Source organism: Escherichia marmotae, assembly GCF_002900365.1.
Lineage (GTDB): Bacteria > Pseudomonadota > Gammaproteobacteria > Enterobacterales > Enterobacteriaceae > Escherichia > Escherichia marmotae.
Genome location: NZ_CP025979.1, coordinates 1090881 through 1111863, shown reverse-complemented (window position 1 = coordinate 1111863; position 20983 = coordinate 1090881). Strand labels below are relative to the sequence as shown.

Genomic DNA, 20983 nt, shown 5'->3' with positions numbered 1-20983 from the left:
TGGCGGGATTTTAAGCAAGCTGAATCTAAAAAAGATTATTGCTTGATCAGGAAATCGTCGAGAGATTTACCTTGCTCATCCATTGCTTTTTTGATTACTGCCGGAGTACGACCCTGGCCAGTCCAGGTTTTGGTTTCGCCGTTCTCGTCAACGTAGCTATATTTAGCCGGACGCTGTGCACGTTTAGCTTTGGTGCCAGATTTAACAGCAGCCATGCTATTCAGCAGTTCGTTCGGGTCAATACCGTCAGCGATCAGCATTTCACGATATTGCTGCAGTTTACGAGTGCGCTCTTCAACTTCAGCAGCAGCCGCACTTTCTTCTTCGCGACGTTCGTTAACGACAACTTCTAATTTTTCCAGCATTTCTTCCAGCGTTTCAAGTGTACATTCTCTTGCCTGCGCACGAAGAGTACGGATGTTGTTCAGAATTTTAAGTGCTTCGCTCATTGTAGTAATCTCAAACTTATATTGGGGTGGTTTGTTGAGGTAATAATAGAGCCTTAAATTCAGTTGTGCAATAGCCAGGAATGTAAGGAATTCAAAATTGTTCTTTATTTTGTGCCGCCAATAAATATCTTTTCATAAAATTAGTCAGAAAAGACGCGGCATATAGCCCTATTTGCATCGGTACTTTTGCACCACCTAAGGTTAAAACTTCCTGATTCATGTCACATTTTATGTAGGGATTAACATGTGCTGGCACCTTTTACTCTTCGGTATTAGTCATGTTTACGAAATCCCCTATTAAGCGAATGATGAAAAGTAGAACAGTTGCAATAAGTGCAGGGACTTTGTATTGCCGTATGCTGGAGGTCAACAGGGGGTTATTACTTGTGCAACAAGTTAAAGATTGTGAATAGTTACCAGGAGTCATTTACGCAGTTATAACAAGCAAAGCAGTCGCAATGATAGCTCTGAAGGATTATGCCATCCTTCTAAAAGAATGACGTATATACCTCTTCTGCGCGTACTGTTGCACTGTAAAACTGGCGAATTATGATAAACTTCAACCAACTTTATTTCATATCATTGAGGGTCTGTGGCTGATGGCACAGCTATATTTCTACTATTCCGCAATGAATGCGGGTAAGTCTACGGCATTGTTGCAATCTTCATACAATTACCAGGAACGCGGTATGCGCACTGTCGTATATACGGCGGAAATTGATGATCGTTTCGGAGCTGGGAAAGTCAGTTCGCGTATAGGCTTGTCATCACCTGCAAAATTATTTAACCAAAATTCATCATTATTTGATGAGATTCGTGCGGAGCATGAACAACAGGCAATTCATTGTGTATTGGTTGATGAATGCCAGTTTTTAAGCAGACAACAAGTATATGAATTATCGGAGGTTGTCGATCAACTCGATATACCTGTACTTTGTTATGGTTTACGTACCGATTTTCGCGGTGAATTATTTACCGGCAGCCAATACTTACTGGCATGGTCAGACAAACTGGTCGAATTAAAAACCATCTGCTTTTGTGGCCGTAAGGCAAGCATGGTGTTACGTCTCGATCAGGAGGGTAGACCTTATAACGAAGGCGAGCAGGTGGTTATTGGTGGTAATGAGCGTTATGTCTCAGTTTGCCGTAAACACTATAAAGAAGCGTTAGAAGTCGGCTCTCTGACGGCTATTCAGGAAAAACACCAACACGATTAATAAGATTTTCTTTACTGACAGGATGAACGGGACGCCTTTATCCTGTCAGTTCGTTTTACTAACTTCTTCCGAGTCATAAATCCTTCCCTACTCTTAACCATCGCTAAAAGTGTAACCAAACGGTTTTAGTGCTCCGATGCTTCGTCATCTACGAAGTAGAGTCGTTTACAGGTTATCGCAGTTTTCGCACATTAGATAACAGTATAAATATGAGAATACTAACGCTGCTGAGTTATTTGATCTTGCATAGTATCGGTTTATGACAAAAACAAAAAACGGCCCCAAAAGGGATAATGCCGATCAGTTAAGGATCAGTTGACCGATCCAGTGGCTGTGTAAGAATCCGGAAACGCTCACTCGTTTCCGGATTTTTTTATGCACATTGGACAGGCCCTTGATCTGGTATCCCGTTACGATTCTCTGCGTAACCCACTGACTTCTCTGGGGGATTACCTCGCCCCCGAACTCATCTCTCGTTGCCTTGCCGAATCAGGTACTGTAACGCTACGCAAGCGCCGTCTTCCCCTCGAAATGATGGTCTGGGGTATTGTTGGCATGGCGCTTGAGCGTAAAGAACCTCTTCACCAGATTGTGAATCGCCTGGACATCATACTTCCGGGCAATCGCCCCTTCGTTGCCCCCAGTGCCGTTATTCAGGCCCGCCAGCGCCTGGGAAGTGAGGCTGTCCCCCGCGTGTTCACGAAAACAGCGCAGCTCTGGCATAACGCCACGCCGCATCCGCACTGGTGCGGCCTGACCCTGCTGGCCATCGATGGTGTGTTCTGGCGCACACCGGATACACCAGAGAACGATGCAGCCTTCCCCCGCCAGACACATGCCGGGAACCCGGCGCTCTACCCGCAGGTCAAAGTGGTCTGCCAGATGGAACTGACCAGCCATCTGCTGACGGCTGCAGCCTTCGGCACGATGAAGAACAGCGAAAATGAGCTTGCTGAGCAACTTATAGAACAAACCGGCGATAACACCCTGACGTTAATGGATAAAGGTTATTACTCACTGGGACTGTTAAATGCCTGGAGCCAGGCGGGAGAACACCGCCACTGGATGATCCCTCTCAGTAAGGGAGCGCAATATGAAGAGATCAGAAAACTGGGTAAAGGCGATCATCTGGTGAAGCTGAAAACCAGCCCGCAGGCACGAAAAAAGTGGCCGGGGCTGGGAAATGAGGGGACAGCCCGCCTGCTGACCGTGACGCGCAAAGGAAAAGTCTGCCATCTGCTGACGTCGATGACGGACGCCATGCGCTTCCCCGGAGGAGAAATGGCGGATCTGTACAGTCATCGCTGGGAAATCGAACTGGGATACAGGGAGATAAAACAGACGATGCAACTGAGCAGGCTGACGCTGAGAAGTAAAAAGCCGGAGCTTGTGGAGCAAGAGCTGGGGGGTGTCTTACTGGCTTATAATCTGGTGAGATATTAGATGATTAAAATGGCAGAACATCTGAAAGGTTACTGGCCGAATCAACTGAGTTTCTCAGAATCATGCGGAATGGTGATGAGAATGCTGATGACATTGCAGGGCGCTTCACCGGGACGTATACCGGAGCTGATGCGCGATCTTGCAAGTATGGGACAACTTGTGAAATTACCGACAAGAAGGGAAAGAGCCTTCCCGAGAGTGGTAAAGGAGAGGCCCTGGAAATACCCCAGAGCCCCGAAAAAGAGCCAGTCAGTTGCTTAACTGACTGGCATTACCCCAAAAGGGGAGCCTGTTTAAGATTCTGTGTAAATGCCTTTTCTCAGAAGTGACCGTCCAGGCGGTCACCGAACTCGATAATAAAGCGGCTCATTGCCATTCGCCAGTCCTTCAACGGCATCGTCCATTTCTGGGACGCAGACTGGATTGCCAGCCACACCACTTTTTTCACCGAGTCGTCTGTCGGGAACACTTTACGCTTTTTGAGCGCATGGCGGATCACGCTGTTTAGCGACTCGATGGCATTCGTCGTATAGATCACTTTGCGGATGTCCGTTGGATAAGCGAAGAACGTGGCAAGATTCGGCCAGTTAGCCTGCCAGCTTCGGCTTATCTGAGGATAGCGACAGTCCCAGGCCGCAGCGAACGCTTCCAGTGCCTGCTGGCCTGCCTCTTCCGTGGGAGCCTGATAAATCGCTTTCAGGTCGCGAGTGACGGCTTTGTAGTCCTTCCATGACACGAAGCGCAGGCTGTTGCGCACCATATGCACGATGCATAACTGGATGCGGGCCTTCGGATATACTGTGTTGATGGCATCCGGGAAGCCTTTCAGGCCATCCACACAGGCGATGAGGATATCGTTCAGACCGCGGTTTTTCAGTTCAGTCAGCACATTGAGCCAGAACTTCGCCCCTTCATTTTCGGCCAGCCACATACCCAGCAGTTCTTTCTGACCTTCGATATTGATGCCCAGTGCCAGGAACACCGATTTGTTGATGACGCGACTGTCCTGCCGAACTTTCAGGACGATACAGTCAAGATAAACAATGGGGTAAACAGCATCCAGTGGTCGGTTTTGCCATTCTACAACCTGCTCCATCACGGCATCGGTAACCTTTGATATCAGTGCCGGTGAAACATCTGCGTCATACAGTTCTTTGAACGCAGCAGCTATCTCACGGGTGGTCATCCCTTTGGCATACAACGAGAGGATCTGGTTATCCATCCCGGTAATACGGGTCTGATTTTTCTTTACCAGTTGTGGTTCGAAGGTACCGTCACGATCGCGCGGAGTACGCAGTTCCAGTGGACCGTCGCCTGTGATAACGGTCTTTGTGGAAAAACCGTTGCGGGAGTTAGCTCCTGGTCTGGACTGATTTTTCTCATACCCAGGATGGTGTGTCATCTCTGCATTGAGAGCGGCTTCAACGCTGAGCTTTTTCAGCAGCCGATCAAACTGACTGAGGTCTTCAGGGGTTTTGAGGTTTTTGGCCAGTTCGTTAGCCAGAGCCTGTAACTGTTTTTCGTCCATAAATTAACCTTCATTTGATGCTGGATTGAACATATCAAAATCAGGCAATTACACAAATCTATGTACAGGCTCCAAAAGGGACCGTTTATACTGTTATACAGAGTTATTGATTAAGCGGATTTCTTCGCTTTTTTCTCTGCTTTAGCCGGAGCTGCTTCCTTTGCTGCTGGTGCACCTTCTACATAATCACGACCATAGTAGGTATCCAGCAGAATCTGTTTCAGCTCGGAGATCAGCGGATAACGCGGGTTAGCGCCGGTGCACTGGTCATCGAATGCATCTTCAGACAGTTTATCTACGTTCGCGAGGAAGTCAGCTTCCTGAACGCCAGCCTCACGGATAGATTTCGGAATACCCAGTTCTGCTTTCAGCGTTTCCAGCCATGCCAGCAGTTTCTCGATCTTAGCAGCAGTACGGTCGCCCGGTGCGCTCAGACCCAGGTGGTCTGCAATTTCAGCATAACGACGGCGTGCTTGCGGACGGTCATACTGGCTGAATGCAGTCTGCTTGGTCGGGTTGTCGTTTGCGTTGTAACGAATAACGTTACAAATCAGCAAGGCGTTTGCCAGACCGTGCGGAATATGGAACTGGGAACCCAGTTTGTGCGCCATTGAGTGACATACACCCAGGAAGGCGTTCGCAAACGCGATACCTGCGATAGTTGCCGCACTGTGAACACGCTCGCGTGCTACCGGGTTTTTAGCCCCTTCGTGGTAGGACGCTGGCAGGTATTCTTTCAGCAGTTTCAGCGCTTGCAGAGCCTGACCATCAGAGAACTCAGAAGCCAGTACAGAAACATAAGCTTCCATAGCGTGAGTGACTGCGTCCAGACCGCCGAAAGCACACAGGGACTTCGGCATATCCATAACCAGGTTGGCGTCAACAATCGCCATATCCGGGGTCAGCGCATAGTCTGCCAGCGGATATTTCTGACCAGTAGCGTCGTCAGTTACAACCGCAAACGGAGTAACTTCAGAACCTGTACCGGAAGTGGTGGTGACTGCGATCATTTTCGCTTTCACGCCCATTTTCGGGAACTTGTAGATACGTTTACGGATGTCCATAAAACGCAGCGCCAGTTCTTCGAAGTGAGTTTCCGGGTGTTCGTACATAACCCACATGATCTTCGCAGCGTCCATCGGGGAACCACCACCCAGCGCGATAATGACGTCCGGTTTGAAGGAGTTCGCCAGTTCTGCGCCTTTACGTACGATGCTCAGAGTCGGGTCTGCTTCAACTTCGAAGAAGACTTCAGTTTCTACGCCAGCCGCTTTCAATACGGAAGTGATCTGGTCAGCATAGCCGTTGTTGAACAGGAAACGGTCAGTCACGATGAGCGCACGTTTGTGGCCATCAGTAATCACTTCATCCAGCGCGATTGGCAGGGAGCCACGGCGGAAGTAGATAGATTTCGGAAGTTTGTGCCACAACATGTTTTCAGCTCGCTTAGCAACGGTTTTCTTGTTGATCAGGTGTTTCGGACCAACGTTTTCAGAGATGGAGTTACCACCCCAGGAACCACAACCCAGAGTCAGGGAAGGTGCGAGTTTGAAGTTATACAGGTCACCGATACCACCCTGAGACGCCGGGGTGTTGATCAGGATACGGGCAGTTTTCATTTTCTGACCGAAGTAAGAAACGCGTGCCGGTTGGTTATCCTGGTCGGTGTACAGGCAAGAGGTATGTCCGATACCGCCCATAGCAACCAGTTTCTCTGCCTTATCTACCGCGTCTTCGAAATCTTTCGCACGGTACATTGCCAGAGTCGGGGACAGTTTTTCATGAGCGAACGGCTCACTTTCATCAACAACAGTCACTTCACCGATCAGAATCTTAGTATTTTCTGGAACAGAGAAGCCTGCCAGTTCAGCAATTTTATACGCCGGTTGACCAACGATAGCTGCGTTCAGCGCGCCATTTTTCAGGATAACGTCCTGAACTGCCTTCAGTTCTTTGCCCTGCAGCATGTAGCCGCCGTGGGTCGCGAAACGTTCACGCACAGCATCATAAACAGAATCAACAACAACAACAGATTGTTCAGAAGCACAGATTACGCCGTTGTCGAAGGTTTTGGACATCAGTACAGATGCAACCGCACGTTTGATATCAGCAGTTTCATCAATAACAACTGGGGTGTTACCTGCACCTACGCCGATAGCTGGTTTACCGGAGCTGTATGCCGCTTTAACCATACCTGGACCACCGGTTGCAAGGATCAGGTTAATGTCAGGGTGGTGCATCAACGCGTTGGAGAGTTCAACAGAAGGTTGATCGATCCAGCCGATCAGATCTTTCGGCGCACCAGCAGCGATAGCAGCCTGCAGAACGATGTCAGCAGCTTTGTTAGTTGCATCTTTTGCACGCGGGTGTGGAGAGAAAATGATGGCGTTACGGGTCTTCAGGCTGATCAGCGATTTGAAGATAGCGGTTGAAGTCGGGTTAGTGGTCGGAACGATACCGCAAATAATACCGATTGGTTCAGCGATAGTGATAGTACCGAAAGTGTCGTCTTCGGACAGAATACCGCAGGTTTTTTCATCTTTATACGCGTTGTAGATATATTCTGAAGCGAAGTGGTTTTTAATCACTTTGTCTTCAACAATACCCATGCCGGATTCAGCAACGGCCATTTTCGCGAGTGGGATTCGAGCATCTGCGGCAGCCAGAGCGGCGGCGCGGAAGATTTTGTCAACTTGCTCTTGAGTGAAACTGGCATATTCACGCTGGGCTTTTTTTACACGCTCTACGAGTGCGTTAAGTTCAGCGACATTAGTAACAGCCATAATGCTCTCCTGATAATGTTAAACTTTTTTAGTAAATCATCTGCTCGAATACGAGAGTATAGTCAGTGCGATGATGATTTGCTTAACCTTTGAAAATCAAAATCTTACTCGTGCTCACACTCACTGTGATTTACTAAAAGAGTTTAAACATTAGAGTCATTGAACTCTAATGCGTCACTTCCAGGTGGCGTAAGCAAGATTACTCACTTCTGGGTACTGATTGCGTGATCTAGATCAAAATTCAGCAAAGCTGACACCTTTCAGCTCCGCTTTTAGCTACAAAAGCTAATAGTTAATAAATTGTAGTATTTATTGTTGGCTACATTAGCATGTTTTGTACGTCTAGATAACAATAATGAATGATAGTGATTTTAAACAGTTAGGAGGTGAAAAATGCTGCCAAAAGGCGTATTGTCAGCGCGTATTTTTTACCCTTGGTTATGACTAACATTATCCGGCCTTTGCTTCGGAGCTAACTGTGATTCAGACACTCTTTGATTTTCCCGTTTATTTTAAGTTTTTTATCGGGTTATTTGCGCTGGTTAACCCTGTTGGGATCATCCCTGTGTTCATCAGTATGACCAGCTATCAGACCGCGGCAGCGAGAAACAAAACAAATCTGACCGCCAACCTGTCGGTAGCGATCATCTTGTGGATTGCGCTTTTTCTTGGCGACACGATTCTGCAACTTTTTGGCATCTCGATTGATTCGTTCCGTATCGCGGGCGGCATTCTGGTGGTCACAATTGCGATGTCGATGATCAGTGGCAAACTTGGCGAGGATAAACAGAACAAACAAGAAAAATCAGAAACCGCAATTCGTGAAAGCATCGGCGTTGTACCGCTCGCATTGCCTTTGATGGCAGGGCCGGGAGCGATCAGCTCAACTATCGTTTGGGGAACGCGTTATCACAGCATTGGTTACTTGTTCGGTTTTTTTGTGGCAATCGCGTTGTTTGCTTTATGTTGTTGGGGCTTATTCCGTATGGCTCCCTGGCTGGTAAGGGTTCTGCGCCAGACCGGCATCAACGTGATTACCCGTATTATGGGGTTGTTACTGATGGCATTAGGGATTGAATTTATTGTTAATGGAATCAAAGGGATTTTCCCTGGCCTGCTCAATTAATTCCTTTCATCCGAAACGGAGTCATAGTGCTCCGTTTTTTCGTCATTATTTTTACTTTGGCCCAACGCAGTTATCAGAAGCAAACGAAATAGATAAATATTTTTTCTCACATTACAGCCAGTTATAAGAATATCCTTACCTCGCGCTCCTCCTCATCATGTTATTTTCGCGACATCATAATTCAGGGTCTTGTGAAGAATAATTGAAATGATATTAGTAATTCCACTGGATTTGGTAGAGGAATGTGCTAAATAATGAGCTGTTGTTAAATTATTGTGCATTTCTCTATCATAATGGTTACCAGAAAAGACAGTCTTGCTTCCTAATTTTCTATCTTTATGTTTTTAAATGATTTTATTGGCGGCTTGATGGGGGGTTTAGGTACTGTCATGGTCAATAAAAGAGAATTGCTTAACAATTTTGCAAAATGTATTGGCGAGCAAGAAGCGCATTTGATACTTTCCGGCCAACCATCAGGCAATTTTATTGGTAATGGGAATTATTAACAATAAAAATTGCTGCAGTAAATAAATGTGTCTCGACAGGGGAGGCACAGTAAGAATCGACGTAAGGTGGTCGTCCGAATCACCAGAATAAACAAAGTCGGTGATAGTAAAGCGTAACGATAAAGTAACCTGGCAGCAGAAAGTCTCCGAATCTGTCCAGGGTCCCAATCCGGGATTACACATGCTGGTTCAAACCAGTAATTATAATGAGGGAGTCCAAAAAACAATGACCAACATCACCAAGAGAAGTTTAGTCGCAGCAGGCGTTCTGGCTGCGCTTATGGCAGGGAATGTCGCGTTGGCGGCTGATGTGCCCGCGGGTGTTCAGCTCGCAGAAAAACAAACGCTGGTGCGCAATAATGGTTCTGAAGTTCAATCATTAGATCCGCACAAAATTGAAGGGGTTCCGGAGTCTAATATCAGCCGCGACTTGTTTGAAGGCTTATTGGTCAGCGATCTCGACGGCCATCCGGCTCCGGGCGTTGCTGAATCCTGGGATAATAAAGACGCTAAAGTCTGGACATTCCATCTGCGTAAAGATGCGAAATGGTCTGATGGCACGCCAGTCACTGCGCAAGACTTTGTATATAGTTGGCAACGTTCTGTTGATCCGAACACGGCGTCTCCCTATGCAAGTTATCTGCAATATGGGCATATTGCCGGTATTGATGAAATTCTCGAAGGGAAAAAACCGATTACCGATCTCGGCGTGAAAGCCATCGATGATCACACGTTAGAAGTTACATTAAGTGAGCCTGTTCCGTACTTCTATAAATTGTTGGTTCACCCGTCTACTTCTCCGGTGCCAAAAGCCGCCATTGAGAAATTTGGCGAAAAATGGACTCAGCCGGGTAATATCGTCACCAACGGTGCCTATACATTAAAAGATTGGGTCGTTAACGAACGTATCGTTCTTGAGCGCAGCCCGACTTACTGGAACAACGCGAAAACGGTTATTAATCAGGTGACTTATTTGCCGATCGCTTCTGAAGTTACCGATGTAAACCGCTATCGCAGCGGTGAAATCGATATGACTTATAACAACATGCCGATCGAGCTGTTCCAGAAACTGAAAAAAGAGATCCCGGACGAAGTTCACGTCGACCCATATCTGTGTACCTACTATTACGAAATTAATAACCAGAAAGCGCCATTCAACGACGTGCGCGTGCGTACAGCGCTGAAACTGGGTATGGACCGCGATATCATTGTTAATAAAGTTAAAGCACAGGGCGATATGCCAGCCTATGGTTACACACCTCCTTATACTGATGGTGCAAAATTAACTCAGCCGGAATGGTTTGGCTGGAGCCAGGAAAAACGTAACGAAGAAGCTAAAAAACTGCTGGCCGAAGCGGGTTATACTGCAGACAAACCGTTAACGATTAACCTGCTATATAACACGTCCGATCTGCATAAAAAGCTGGCCATTGCCGCCTCTTCGCTGTGGAAGAAAAACATAGGTGTTAACGTCAAACTGGTTAACCAGGAATGGAAAACCTTCCTTGACACCCGTCACCAGGGAACTTTTGATGTGGCTCGTGCAGGTTGGTGTGCCGACTACAACGAACCGACCTCCTTCCTGAACACCATGCTGTCGAACAGCTCGATGAACACCGCGCATTATAAGAGCCCGGCGTTTGACAGTATTATGGCGGAAACGCTGAAAGCCACTGACGAGGCGCAGCGCACGGCGTTGTACACCAAAGCAGAGCAACAGTTGGATAAAGATTCGGCCATTGTTCCGGTTTATTACTACGTGAACGCGCGTCTGGTAAAACCGTGGGTTGGAGGTTATACCGGTAAAGATCCGCTGGATAACACCTATACCAGAAATATGTACATTGTGAAGCACTAATGGCAATACGTGGGGTAGGCGAGTCCTGCTCCACGGTGTCTGGTTTTTATCGCATTACAGAAGGCACAGGCCAGAAGGTACGGCAATGTTAAAATTTATTCTACGTCGCTGTCTGGAAGCGATTCCGACGCTATTTATTCTTATTACTATTTCGTTCTTTATGATGCGCCTCGCCCCGGGAAGTCCTTTTACTGGTGAACGCACGTTACCGCCAGAAGTGATGGCCAATATCGAAGCGAAATATCATCTTAATGATCCGATCATGACACAGTATTTCAGCTACCTGAAACAACTGGTGCATGGCGATTTCGGTCCGTCTTTTAAATATAAAGATTATTCGGTCAATGACCTGGTAGCATCCAGTTTTCCTGTTTCTGCAAAATTGGGTGCCGCTGCATTTTTCCTCGCGGTGGTGCTGGGTGTGAGTGCTGGCGTTATTGCCGCATTAAAACAAAACACCAAATGGGACTATACCGTGATGGGGCTGGCAATGACCGGGGTGGTTATCCCCAGTTTTGTGGTTGCGCCATTATTAGTCATGATATTCGCGATCATTTTGCATTGGCTACCCGGCGGCGGATGGAATGGCGGGGCGCTGAAATTCATGATATTACCGATGGTGGCGTTGTCACTCGCCTATATCGCCAGTATCGCGCGTATTACCCGTGGTTCAATGATTGAAGTTTTACACTCCAACTTTATTCGCACTGCCCGCGCGAAAGGTTTACCTATGCGCAGAATTATCCTTCGCCACGCATTAAAACCTGCGCTGTTACCCGTACTTTCATATATGGGACCCGCATTTGTCGGCATTATTACCGGTTCTATGGTCATCGAAACCATTTATGGTTTACCTGGGATCGGGCAATTGTTTGTTAATGGCGCGTTGAACCGTGACTATTCATTGGTTTTAAGCCTGACCATTCTGGTTGGTGCATTAACCATTTTGTTCAATGCCATTGTCGATGTGCTATATGCGGTTATCGACCCGAAAATCCGTTACTGATACTGGAGCTCGCGATGATGTTAAGTAAGAAAAACAGCGAGACGCTGGAAAATTTCAGTGAAAAGCTGGAGGTCGAAGGGCGCAGTTTATGGCAGGACGCACGCCGTCGTTTTATGCATAACCGTGCGGCGGTCGCCAGTTTCATTGTACTGGTGCTGATTGCTCTGTTTGTTATCCTGGCACCGATGCTTTCGCAATTTGCCTATGACGATACCGATTGGGCGATGATGTCCAGCGCTCCAGATATGGAGTCCGGTCACTACTTTGGTACTGACTCATCCGGACGCGATCTGCTGGTACGTGTTGCAATTGGTGGGCGTATCTCACTCATGGTCGGGGTTGCTGCGGCGCTGGTGGCTGTAGTCGTAGGTACGCTTTACGGTTCGCTTTCCGGTTATCTTGGCGGCAAGGTGGACTCGGTAATGATGCGTTTGCTGGAAATCCTCAATTCCTTCCCATTCATGTTCTTCGTCATTTTGCTGGTGACCTTCTTTGGCCAAAACATTCTGCTGATTTTCGTGGCGATTGGCATGGTTTCCTGGCTGGATATGGCGCGTATCGTACGTGGGCAAACCCTTAGTCTGAAGCGCAAAGAGTTTATTGAGGCAGCACAAGTTGGTGGAGTCTCTACGCCCGGTATCGTGATTCGCCACATTGTGCCGAACGTGCTCGGCGTAGTGGTGGTGTACGCATCGCTACTGGTGCCAAGCATGATCCTCTTTGAGTCTTTCCTTAGCTTCCTGGGGCTGGGTACGCAAGAGCCGTTAAGTAGTTGGGGCGCATTGCTAAGTGATGGTGCGAACTCGATGGAAGTCTCGCCCTGGTTGCTGCTGTTTCCGGCCGGTTTCCTTGTGGTGACGCTGTTTTGTTTCAACTTTATCGGGGATGGCTTACGTGATGCCCTCGACCCGAAAGATCGTTAAGGAGTGCAGCCATGAGCGTAATTGAAACTGCAACCGTACCGCTTGCACAGCAACAGGCTAACGCACTGCTGAACGTGAAGGATTTGCGAGTGACATTTAGTACCCCGGACGGCGACGTCACAGCGGTCAATGATTTGAATTTTTCTCTGCGTGCCGGAGAAACGTTGGGTATCGTGGGTGAGTCTGGTTCCGGTAAGTCGCAAACTGCGTTTGCTTTAATGGGGCTGCTGGCCGCGAACGGACACATTGGTGGATCGGCCACTTTTAATGGCCGTGAGATCCTCAACCTGCCAGAACGCGAACTCAATAAACTGCGCGCTGAACAAATCTCGATGATTTTTCAGGACCCGATGACTTCGTTGAACCCGTATATGCGCGTCGGTGAGCAGTTGATGGAAGTGCTGATGCTGCATAAGAGTATGAGCAAGGCTGAAGCGTTTGAAGAGTCGGTGCGGATGCTTGATGCCGTAAAAATGCCGGAAGCGCGTAAGCGCATGAAGATGTTCCCGCATGAATTTTCTGGCGGTATGCGTCAGCGTGTAATGATTGCGATGGCATTGTTGTGTCGGCCTAAATTGCTGATTGCTGACGAACCTACCACCGCGCTGGACGTGACTGTGCAGGCGCAAATCATGACGCTATTGAATGACCTGAAACGGGAATTCAATACTGCCATCATTATGATCACCCACGATCTGGGTGTGGTGGCGGGGATTTGTGACAAAGTATTGGTGATGTACGCCGGGCGCACCATGGAATACGGCAACGCGCGCGATGTCTTTTATCAGCCCGTTCATCCTTACTCTATCGGTTTACTCAATGCGGTGCCGCGTCTTGATGCGGAAGGTGAAGCTATGTTGACCATACCGGGAAATCCACCAAACCTGCTACGTTTACCAAAAGGTTGCCCGTTCCAGCCGCGCTGTCCACATGCGATGGAAATTTGTAGCAGTGCGCCGCCGCTGGAAGAGTTCACGCCAGGTCGCCTGCGCGCCTGTTTTAAACCAGTGGGGGAACTGTTATGAATACTGTTACGGAAGAAAGAAAAGTTCTCCTGGAAATTGCCGATCTGAAAGTTCACTTTGAGATTAAAGATGGCAAACAGTGGTTCTGGCAACCGGCGAAAACCCTGAAAGCCGTTGATGGAGTCACACTTCGACTTTATGAAGGGGAGACATTAGGCGTAGTAGGGGAATCCGGTTGCGGTAAATCCACCTTTGCCCGCGCTATTATTGGCCTGGTTAAAGCGACCGATGGGCGCGTCGCGTGGTTAGGAAAAGAGTTGTTAGGGATGAAGCCTGATGAATGGCGTGCCGTTCGCAGTGATATCCAGATGATTTTTCAGGACCCGCTGGCGTCTCTTAACCCACGTATGACGATTGGCGAGATCATCGCTGAACCGCTGCGTACCTATCATCCGAAAATGTCACGCCAGGAAGTCCGTGAGCGCGTGAAGGCGATGATGATGAAAGTCGGCTTGCTACCTAACCTGATTAACCGCTATCCGCATGAGTTCTCCGGGGGGCAGTGCCAGCGTATCGGAATTGCACGTGCACTCATTCTTGAACCGAAACTGATTATCTGCGATGAGCCTGTTTCGGCGCTGGACGTGTCAATTCAGGCACAGGTGGTGAACCTGCTCCAGCAGTTGCAACGTGAGATGGGATTGTCATTAATTTTTATTGCTCACGATCTGGCAGTGGTAAAACACATTTCCGATCGCGTGCTGGTGATGTATCTCGGACACGCGGTGGAGCTGGGGACGTATGATGAGGTCTACCACAATCCGCTGCATCCTTATACCAAAGCCTTGATGTCGGCGGTGCCAATTCCTGATCCGGATCTGGAGAAGAACGAATCCATCCAGTTACTGGAAGGGGAATTGCCTTCGCCCATCAATCCTCCGTCTGGTTGTGTGTTCCGCACACGTTGCCCGATCGCCGGCCCGGAATGTGCCAAAACGCGCCCGGTGCTGGAGGGCAGTTTCAGACATGCGGTCTCTTGCCTGAAAGTCGATCCGCTTTAAAAACAAAAGGGCTGACAACCGTCAGCCCTTTTTCACACCAAAAGCGATATTTATTCACGCCAGATGATATGGCAAAGTTTGTGATCTTTTTCGCGACATAACAGGATACGGGCGAAAACATCGTTAATTTCACCATCTTCACTGTCCGCCAGACCAATCACCACTTCTGCAAAAAAGTCCGGGTTCAAATCGTAATCAACATGTTCCTGCCAGTCTTCTGCCGGGTCGAATAACTCCGCACCGCCACGTTCTTCAAACTGAAGATTGAACAGCAGAACATCCGCCGGATCGAGATTATCTGCGGCCAGTTCGAGAAAAATATCATAAGCCTGCTCAAGCGTTTCATCTTCAGTCAGGCGATTGTTTAAATCCATATCCATAGTCACTACCCGTTTAACATCTGTTGGCGACGTTTTACAGCAACGGACTGAAGAAGTAAAACAGTCGCTCGGCAACGCGCTGCCAGAGCGGTCGTTTTGCCCACAGCCGCGCATCAAGCAGACGTGAGCGCGAGATATAATCGTCCTGAACAGCAGCCAGGTCAGCACCAAAACCTTTATCGTCGATCGCCAGCGTGATCTCAAAATTTAACCACAGGCTGCGCATATCAAGGTTCACAGTCCCCACCAGACTTAGTTCGCCATCGACCAGCACGCTCTTGGTATGTAATAACCCGCCTTCAAACTGATAAATTTTAACCCCAGCGGCCAACAGTTCAGTAAAGAATGCGCGGCTGGCCCAGCCTACCAGCATTGAGTCATTTTTACGCGGCAGAATAATACTGACATCAACTCCGCGCTGTGCTGCTGTGCAAATCGCGTGAAGTAAGTCATCGCTGGGCACGAAGTAGGGCGTCGTCATGATTAAATATTCGCGTGCTGAATATGCAGCGGTGAGTAACGCCTGGTGAATCAGGTCTTCCGGGAAGCCGGGGCCAGAAGCTATGGTATGGATCGTATGCCCGCTGGACTGTTCAAACGGCATAATATTGACATCAGGCGGCGGTGGCAGAATGCGTTTTCCGGTTTCAATCTCCCAGTCGCAGGAATAAATAATCCCCATGGCGGTAGCAATAGGACCTTCCATGCGGGCCATCAGGTCAATCCATTGTCCTACTCCCGCATCCTGTTTGAAGAAACGTGGATCGACCATATTCATGCTACCGGTATAGGCAATGTAATTATCAATCATGATCATCTTGCGGTGCTGGCGCAGATCCATGCGGCGTAAAAATACGCGCATCAGGTTAACCTTTAAGGATTCGACCACTTCGATACCAGCATTACGCATCAGCTCCGGCCACGGGCTGCGAAAGAAAGCCACACTCCCGGCAGAGTCGAGCATCAGTCGGCAATGAATACCGCGGCGGGCTGCGGCCATCAACGACTCAGCCACCTGATCTGCCATGCCGCCGGGCTGCCAGATGTAAAACACCATCTCAATATTATGGCGAGCCAGTTGGATGTCACGGATCAACGCCTGCATCACATCATCAGACTCGGTCATCAGTTGCAGTTGGTTACCTTTAACGCCCGCGATACCCTGACGGCGCTCGCAGAGCTTAAATAACGGTCCGGCGACACTGCTATTTTCTTCCGCGAAAATGTGTTTACAGGCTTTAAGATCGTTAAGCCATTTAGCCGTAGAAGGCCACATCGCTCTTGCACGTTCGGCGCGGCGCTTGCCTAAATGCAGTTCACCGACTGCCAGATAGGCAATAATTCCGACCAGAGGCAGAATGTAAATGACCAACAGCCAGGCCATAGCGGAGGGAACGGCGCGTCGTTTCATTAGAATGCGTAATGTTACGCCTGCAATGAGCAACCAGTATCCCAGAATGGCCAACCAACTCACCAACGTATAAACGGTTGTCATAGATTAGAAATCCTTTTGAAAGCGCATTGTTATGAGTTTACGCATATGGATTCATCTGGCAAATAAAAACACCGGAAAAGCACTGGTCAGCGTCGGGGGCGGAGGTATAATGACCACTCTGTTATTGCATAGAGTAGTTAACATGAAGCGGAGTAGAACGGAAGTGGGGCGCTGGCGCATGCAGCGTCAGGCTAGCCGACGGAAATCGCGTTGGCTTGAGGGGCAGTCGCGCCGAAATATGCGTATCCACAGCATCAGGAAGTGCCTTCTAAACAAACAGCGTAACTCGTTATTGTTTGCGATCTACAATATCTGAATGAGCCGGGCACCATCACGGTGCCCATCCGGTTTTATTTTTTCACAGTTTCGTTGCCATCATCGTCGTTCTTATCGCTGAAAATACCATGCCCGGAGTTCAGCAACATTGAGACGAGCATATCATTATTAACTTCTTCACCATTGAGAATACGCGCCAGGATTTCACTGCCGAACAGTTGCGGCGAGAGAATGATGTCCGGATGTACCATTTTAATTTTGTTGAGATTTTTGCTATCACTGACGGCAAGCACTGTTTTGACATCTTTGCTCATATCTTTAGCCGACAGGACGACAAAAGCGTTATCTGCATCGTTATCACTGAGCGCCAGAATAGCCCGGCAGTGATCGATTCCCGCTTTCTTTAATACCGAACTGTCATTGCTGTCCCCGGAAATAACATCAGCATTGTCACCTAATCGCTGTTCGAGTTGTTTGATGTCATCTTCTGGCAGATTACTGATAACAGTCACATTTTGTCCGCGTTGATTCAGTTGCAGAATCGTGTTGATTGCCAGAATGGAGTGCCCGCAAACAATAAAGTGATCTTTACGATTCATCGTATGCTTGTTTCCTTTCACAAGTTTATTGAATCCTCCGCGGATAAGCGGACCAAAAATAGACGTCATGGAGGTGGCGAAAACAGTAATGCCGGAAATAATAACCGAAATAGTAAACAGACGTGCCGATTCAGAAACAGGGACGATATCGCCATAGCCCACCGTTGACATCGTTTCTATCGAAAAATAGAAGGCCGTCATCAGACTCTCTATTCTCGGATTAAAACCTTCGCTTAAATAAAGCGCGCCATAGGTGGAATAAAACAGTAACGTCGTAAAACTAATAAAAGCGAAAATTGTTCCGGCTGCGGCACTACTGTGGGAGAAGTCTTTGCGCAGCACCAGCAAAATCACCAGTGTAAAGATGCAAAACCCAATGCTGAATTTCAGCCAGGGATAGAAGTGTAGAGTGTAGATAAGTGTAATCAGCAATAAAATGATACTGATCGCCCACGCCAGTTTTGCCCGAAACAGCAAGCCGATTGAGTTCAGTACAAGAAAGACACCCAGCATAAACAGAGGGGCATTCGCCAGAAGGGAGAGGTCAAGTTCTGAAAATGCCTGGATATGGAAAATATCGAGCAGATTGACCGACATGCCATAGATTGTTTTGAAAATAAGCAATCCATTTAGAAAGACGGCCAACGCGATAATATCGTGCCGTAGTGTCACCCATAAATTTACCGCTGTTTGCCGGAATGTAGCCCAGTGACTCACTGATACCTCTGTAACCACAATTTTGTTTAATTATCTTTACGCGTACATAATGTGAACATACATACGACTCGCGAATGTGTTAATCAATAGTAGATGACTTTATCCGTCGCAATCAAAGGTTTTAAGGCGCTCTGTCGCATAAGGGGAGGATATTATGTATTTTTCCCCTGAATATGCTGATGATATATCAGGATATACAGATAAAGTTATTAACTGTTTGTTGCTCCTGGAGCAATCATTGTGTGGTGTACCTAAGTCAGGAAACAATAAATAAGGGCACGATTTTCACCATCGTGCCCCTTAGAAGAAGAGAAAATGTTCAGAATACTTTTTTGAAGAGTTTCACTGATACTTGTTCATATACACCGGCCGCTACGTAAGGATCGGCATCGGCCCAGGCTTGCGCTGCTTCCAGAGATTCAAATTCAGCAATCACCGTCGATCCGGTAAAACCTGCGGCACCCGGATCATTGCTATCAACCGCAGGCATTGGTCCCGCCGTCAGTAAACGGCCTTCATCATGCAGTAACTGTAAACGTGCTAAATGTGCCGGACGAACGGAAAGACGTTTTTCGAGGCTATCGGCTTTGTCTTGAGCGTAAATAACATACAACACGGGCGCAACTCCTTGTTCGGAAAAGTTGTAAAGTACGTTATTTGAAAGGACAAAGATCTGCAACGGAAAGATGATGTCTTTGTTAAGGCTGTACTTAAAGTAAGGTCAATTGAGCCAAAAAATGCATTTTCACTGATCCTGATCGCCTTGCCTTATTGAATATGATTGCTATTTGCATTTAAAATCGAGGCCTGGTTTTTCTACTGAAACGATTATGACTTCAATGACCCTTGATTTACCTCGCCGCTTCCCCTGGCCGACGTTACTTTCGGTCTGCATTCATGGTGCTGTTGTGGCGGGTCTACTCTATACCTCGGTACATCAGGTTATTGAACTACCTGCGCCTGCGCAGCCGATTTCTGTCACCATGGTTGCACCAGCGGATCTTGAACCGCCACAAGCTGTTCAACCGCCGCCAGAGCCGGTGGTGGAGCCAGAGCCGGAACCTGAGCCGATACCAGAGCCGCCAAAAGAAGCGCCGGTGGTCATTGAAAAGCCGAAGCCGAAACCTAAGCCAAAACCGAAGCCGGTGAAAAAGGTGCAGGAACAGCCAAAACGCGATGTTAAACCGGTAGAATCGCGCCCGGCGTCACCGTTTGAAAATACGGCACCGACTCGCCCGACATCCAGTACGGCAACGGCTGCAAGCAGCAAGCCAGTTACCAGTGTGGCGTCAGGTCCGCGCGCACTAAGCCGTAATCAGCCGCAGTATCCAGCGCGCGCGCAGGCATTGCGCATTGAAGGGCAGGTCAAGGTTAAGTTTGACGTTACACCGGATGGCCGGGTGGATAACGTACAAATTCTTTCTGCCAAACCTGCGAATATGTTTGAGCGTGAAGTGAAAAACGCGATGCGCAGATGGCGTTACGAGCCGGGTAAACCAGGGAGTGGAATTGTGGTAAACATTCTGTTTAAAATTAATGGCACCACCGAAATTCAGTAAGCAAAAACTCAAAAGCCTCCAACAGGAGGCTTTTGACTATTACTCAACGGGTAAAGTGCGAGGCTTTCCTTCAGGATCAACAGCGACATACTTAAATAACGCTTCTGTCGCTTTATAGCGTTGCCCAATCGGTTCGGACGCCACTTTTTTCACCCACACTTCAATATTGATACTGACCGATGTTGTCCCTTTTTGGACACAGCGTGCATAGCAGCACACCACATCACCGACTGCTACAGGTCGCAGAAAGGTCATGCCTTCCACGCGAACGGTCACGACGCGACCGTGTGCAATTTCTTTTGCCAGAATGGCACCGCCAATATCCATCTGCGACATCAACCAACCACCAAAAATATCGCCATTAGCATTGGTATCGGCAGGCATGGCTAAAGTTCGTAAAACCAGATCGCCCTGGGGGACGTTATGTGTTGTTGACATGGTAAAACCGACTAAAAAGGAAAATCACAGGCGCGATGCTACTATGATTTTCCTGATGAGAACAGAGGAGATGCAGCGCCAGTCCCGCAGGACTGGCTGGCAGATTATGATTTATCTTCCTGTGGCATGTGGCGATAGATATAGATACCGCTTAACAGTGTGAAGATTAAGGTGAGGGCGGTCAGACCAAACACTTTGAAGTTGACCCAAATATTTTGTGGCAGCCAGAATGCGATGTAGATGTTCGCCAGCCCACAAAGGATAAAAAAGATTGCCCAGGCCAGATTCAGCTTCGACCACACCGGTTGTGGCAGAGTAAGCTCTTTACCCAACATACGTTGAATCAGCGGTTTCTTCATTACCCATTGGCTAACCAACAGGGCACCGGCAAACAGAGCGTAAATGACGGTGACCTTCCATTTAATAAACTCATCATTGTGGAAGAACAGCGTCAGACCACCGAAGACGGCCACCAGAACAAAGGTGATCAGGGCCATCTTCTCAACTTTACGAAAGCGAACCCAGCTATAAATAAGCACAATCGCCGTGGCGACGATCAGCGCCGCAGTTGCCGCATAGATGTCATAAATCTTGTAGAACGCGAAGAAGACAACCAACGGTAAAAAATCAAGAAACTGCTTCATTTTACGATTC

19 protein-coding genes and 1 pseudogene are annotated in these 20983 nt (G+C 48.1%); 11 read left to right on the top strand and 9 right to left on the bottom strand.

The features are described from left to right. Positions 1–35: 35 nt before the first annotated feature. Positions 36–449, bottom strand: coding sequence for a histone-like nucleoid-structuring protein H-NS (gene hns, locus C1192_RS05915; RefSeq protein WP_001287385.1), 414 nt, complete (start codon positions 447–449; stop codon positions 36–38). A gap of 599 nt (positions 450–1048) precedes the next feature. Here hns and tdk point away from each other — a divergent pair. Beyond that, complete coding sequence (gene tdk / locus C1192_RS05910; protein ID WP_000068068.1) at positions 1049–1666, top strand: thymidine kinase; 618 nt, start codon at positions 1049–1051, stop codon at positions 1664–1666. Between the two features lie 375 nt (positions 1667–2041). Then, a pseudogene (locus tag C1192_RS05905) lies at positions 2042–3370 on the top strand (IS4 family transposase). 58 nt (positions 3371–3428) lie between these two features. On the opposite strand, the gene C1192_RS05900 reads toward C1192_RS05905, so the two are convergent. After that, positions 3429–4637, bottom strand: coding sequence for an IS256-like element IS1414 family transposase (locus C1192_RS05900; RefSeq protein WP_103194764.1), 1209 nt, complete (start codon positions 4635–4637; stop codon positions 3429–3431). A gap of 110 nt (positions 4638–4747) precedes the next feature. Further along, positions 4748–7420 carry a bifunctional acetaldehyde-CoA/alcohol dehydrogenase gene (gene adhE, locus C1192_RS05895; RefSeq protein ID WP_000301631.1) on the bottom strand — a complete coding sequence of 891 codons (2673 nt, stop codon included), beginning with the start codon at positions 7418–7420 and terminating at the stop codon, positions 4748–4750. Between the two features lie 478 nt (positions 7421–7898). Here adhE and ychE point away from each other — a divergent pair, with 478 nt between their 5' ends. The 7 genes from ychE to oppF all read left to right on the top strand — a co-directional run bounded on the left by ychE (position 7899) and on the right by oppF (position 14865). After that, a complete protein-coding gene (gene ychE / locus C1192_RS05890; protein WP_000616766.1) occupies positions 7899–8546 on the top strand; it encodes an NAAT family transporter YchE in 648 nt (215 codons plus the stop codon). A gap of 338 nt (positions 8547–8884) precedes the next feature. Beyond that, the gene (locus C1192_RS25085; protein WP_158650412.1) at positions 8885–9052 is read left to right on the top strand and encodes a hypothetical protein; all 168 of its coding nucleotides are present in this window, start codon (positions 8885–8887) and stop codon (positions 9050–9052) included. Between the two features lie 226 nt (positions 9053–9278). Next, positions 9279–10910, top strand: a complete 1632-nt coding sequence (oppA, locus tag C1192_RS05880) for an oligopeptide ABC transporter substrate-binding protein OppA (protein ID WP_010377652.1) — start codon at positions 9279–9281, stop codon at positions 10908–10910. A gap of 85 nt (positions 10911–10995) precedes the next feature. Continuing rightward, the gene (gene oppB, locus C1192_RS05875; protein WP_038354658.1) at positions 10996–11916 is read left to right on the top strand and encodes an oligopeptide ABC transporter permease OppB; all 921 of its coding nucleotides are present in this window, start codon (positions 10996–10998) and stop codon (positions 11914–11916) included. A gap of 14 nt (positions 11917–11930) precedes the next feature. Beyond that, a complete protein-coding gene (gene oppC, locus C1192_RS05870; RefSeq protein WP_038354657.1) occupies positions 11931–12839 on the top strand; it encodes an oligopeptide ABC transporter permease OppC in 909 nt (302 codons plus the stop codon). 11 nt (positions 12840–12850) lie between these two features. Then, positions 12851–13864 carry a murein tripeptide/oligopeptide ABC transporter ATP-binding protein OppD gene (gene oppD, locus C1192_RS05865; protein WP_000110968.1) on the top strand — a complete coding sequence of 338 codons (1014 nt, stop codon included), beginning with the start codon at positions 12851–12853 and terminating at the stop codon, positions 13862–13864. Beyond that, positions 13861–14865, top strand: coding sequence for a murein tripeptide/oligopeptide ABC transporter ATP-binding protein OppF (oppF, locus tag C1192_RS05860; protein ID WP_038354656.1), 1005 nt, complete (start codon positions 13861–13863; stop codon positions 14863–14865). Before oppD ends, oppF begins: the two co-directional genes overlap by 4 nt. A 50-nt stretch (positions 14866–14915) precedes the next feature. On the opposite strand, the gene C1192_RS05855 is transcribed toward oppF, so the two are convergent. Then, a complete protein-coding gene (locus C1192_RS05855) occupies positions 14916–15245 on the bottom strand; it encodes an HI1450 family dsDNA-mimic protein (RefSeq protein ID WP_000366964.1) in 330 nt (109 codons plus the stop codon). 34 nt (positions 15246–15279) lie between these two features. After that, positions 15280–16740, bottom strand: coding sequence for a cardiolipin synthase (gene cls / locus C1192_RS05850; protein WP_000214527.1), 1461 nt, complete (start codon positions 16738–16740; stop codon positions 15280–15282). A gap of 142 nt (positions 16741–16882) precedes the next feature. On the opposite strand from cls, the gene C1192_RS25080 reads away from it, so the two are divergent. Then, positions 16883–17056 (top strand): YciY family protein, encoded by a 174-nt coding sequence (locus tag C1192_RS25080; protein WP_122983112.1) that lies wholly within the window; start codon positions 16883–16885, stop codon positions 17054–17056. 34 nt (positions 17057–17090) lie between these two features. Here C1192_RS25080 and kch read toward each other — a convergent pair whose 3' ends face one another. After that, positions 17091–18332, bottom strand: coding sequence for a voltage-gated potassium channel protein (kch, locus tag C1192_RS05840; RefSeq protein WP_000020081.1), 1242 nt, complete (start codon positions 18330–18332; stop codon positions 17091–17093). Positions 18333–18651: 319 nt separating this feature from the next. Beyond that, positions 18652–18948 (bottom strand): YciI family protein, encoded by a 297-nt coding sequence (locus C1192_RS05835; RefSeq protein ID WP_038354655.1) that lies wholly within the window; start codon positions 18946–18948, stop codon positions 18652–18654. 223 nt (positions 18949–19171) lie between these two features. Between C1192_RS05835 and tonB the strand changes: the two genes are divergently transcribed. After that, entirely contained in the window at positions 19172–19891 is a 720-nt protein-coding gene (tonB, locus tag C1192_RS05830) for a TonB system transport protein TonB (protein ID WP_001516503.1), read from the top strand. 39 nt (positions 19892–19930) lie between these two features. Here the strand turns inward: tonB and yciA are convergent, their stop codons facing one another. Together yciA and C1192_RS05820 are read right to left on the bottom strand one after the other, a co-directional pair. Next, positions 19931–20329, bottom strand: coding sequence for an acyl-CoA thioester hydrolase YciA (gene yciA / locus C1192_RS05825; RefSeq protein WP_000108161.1), 399 nt, complete (start codon positions 20327–20329; stop codon positions 19931–19933). A gap of 104 nt (positions 20330–20433) precedes the next feature. After that, complete coding sequence (locus C1192_RS05820; RefSeq protein WP_000808656.1) at positions 20434–20973, bottom strand: septation protein A; 540 nt, start codon at positions 20971–20973, stop codon at positions 20434–20436. Between the last annotated feature and the right edge of the window lie 10 nt (positions 20974–20983).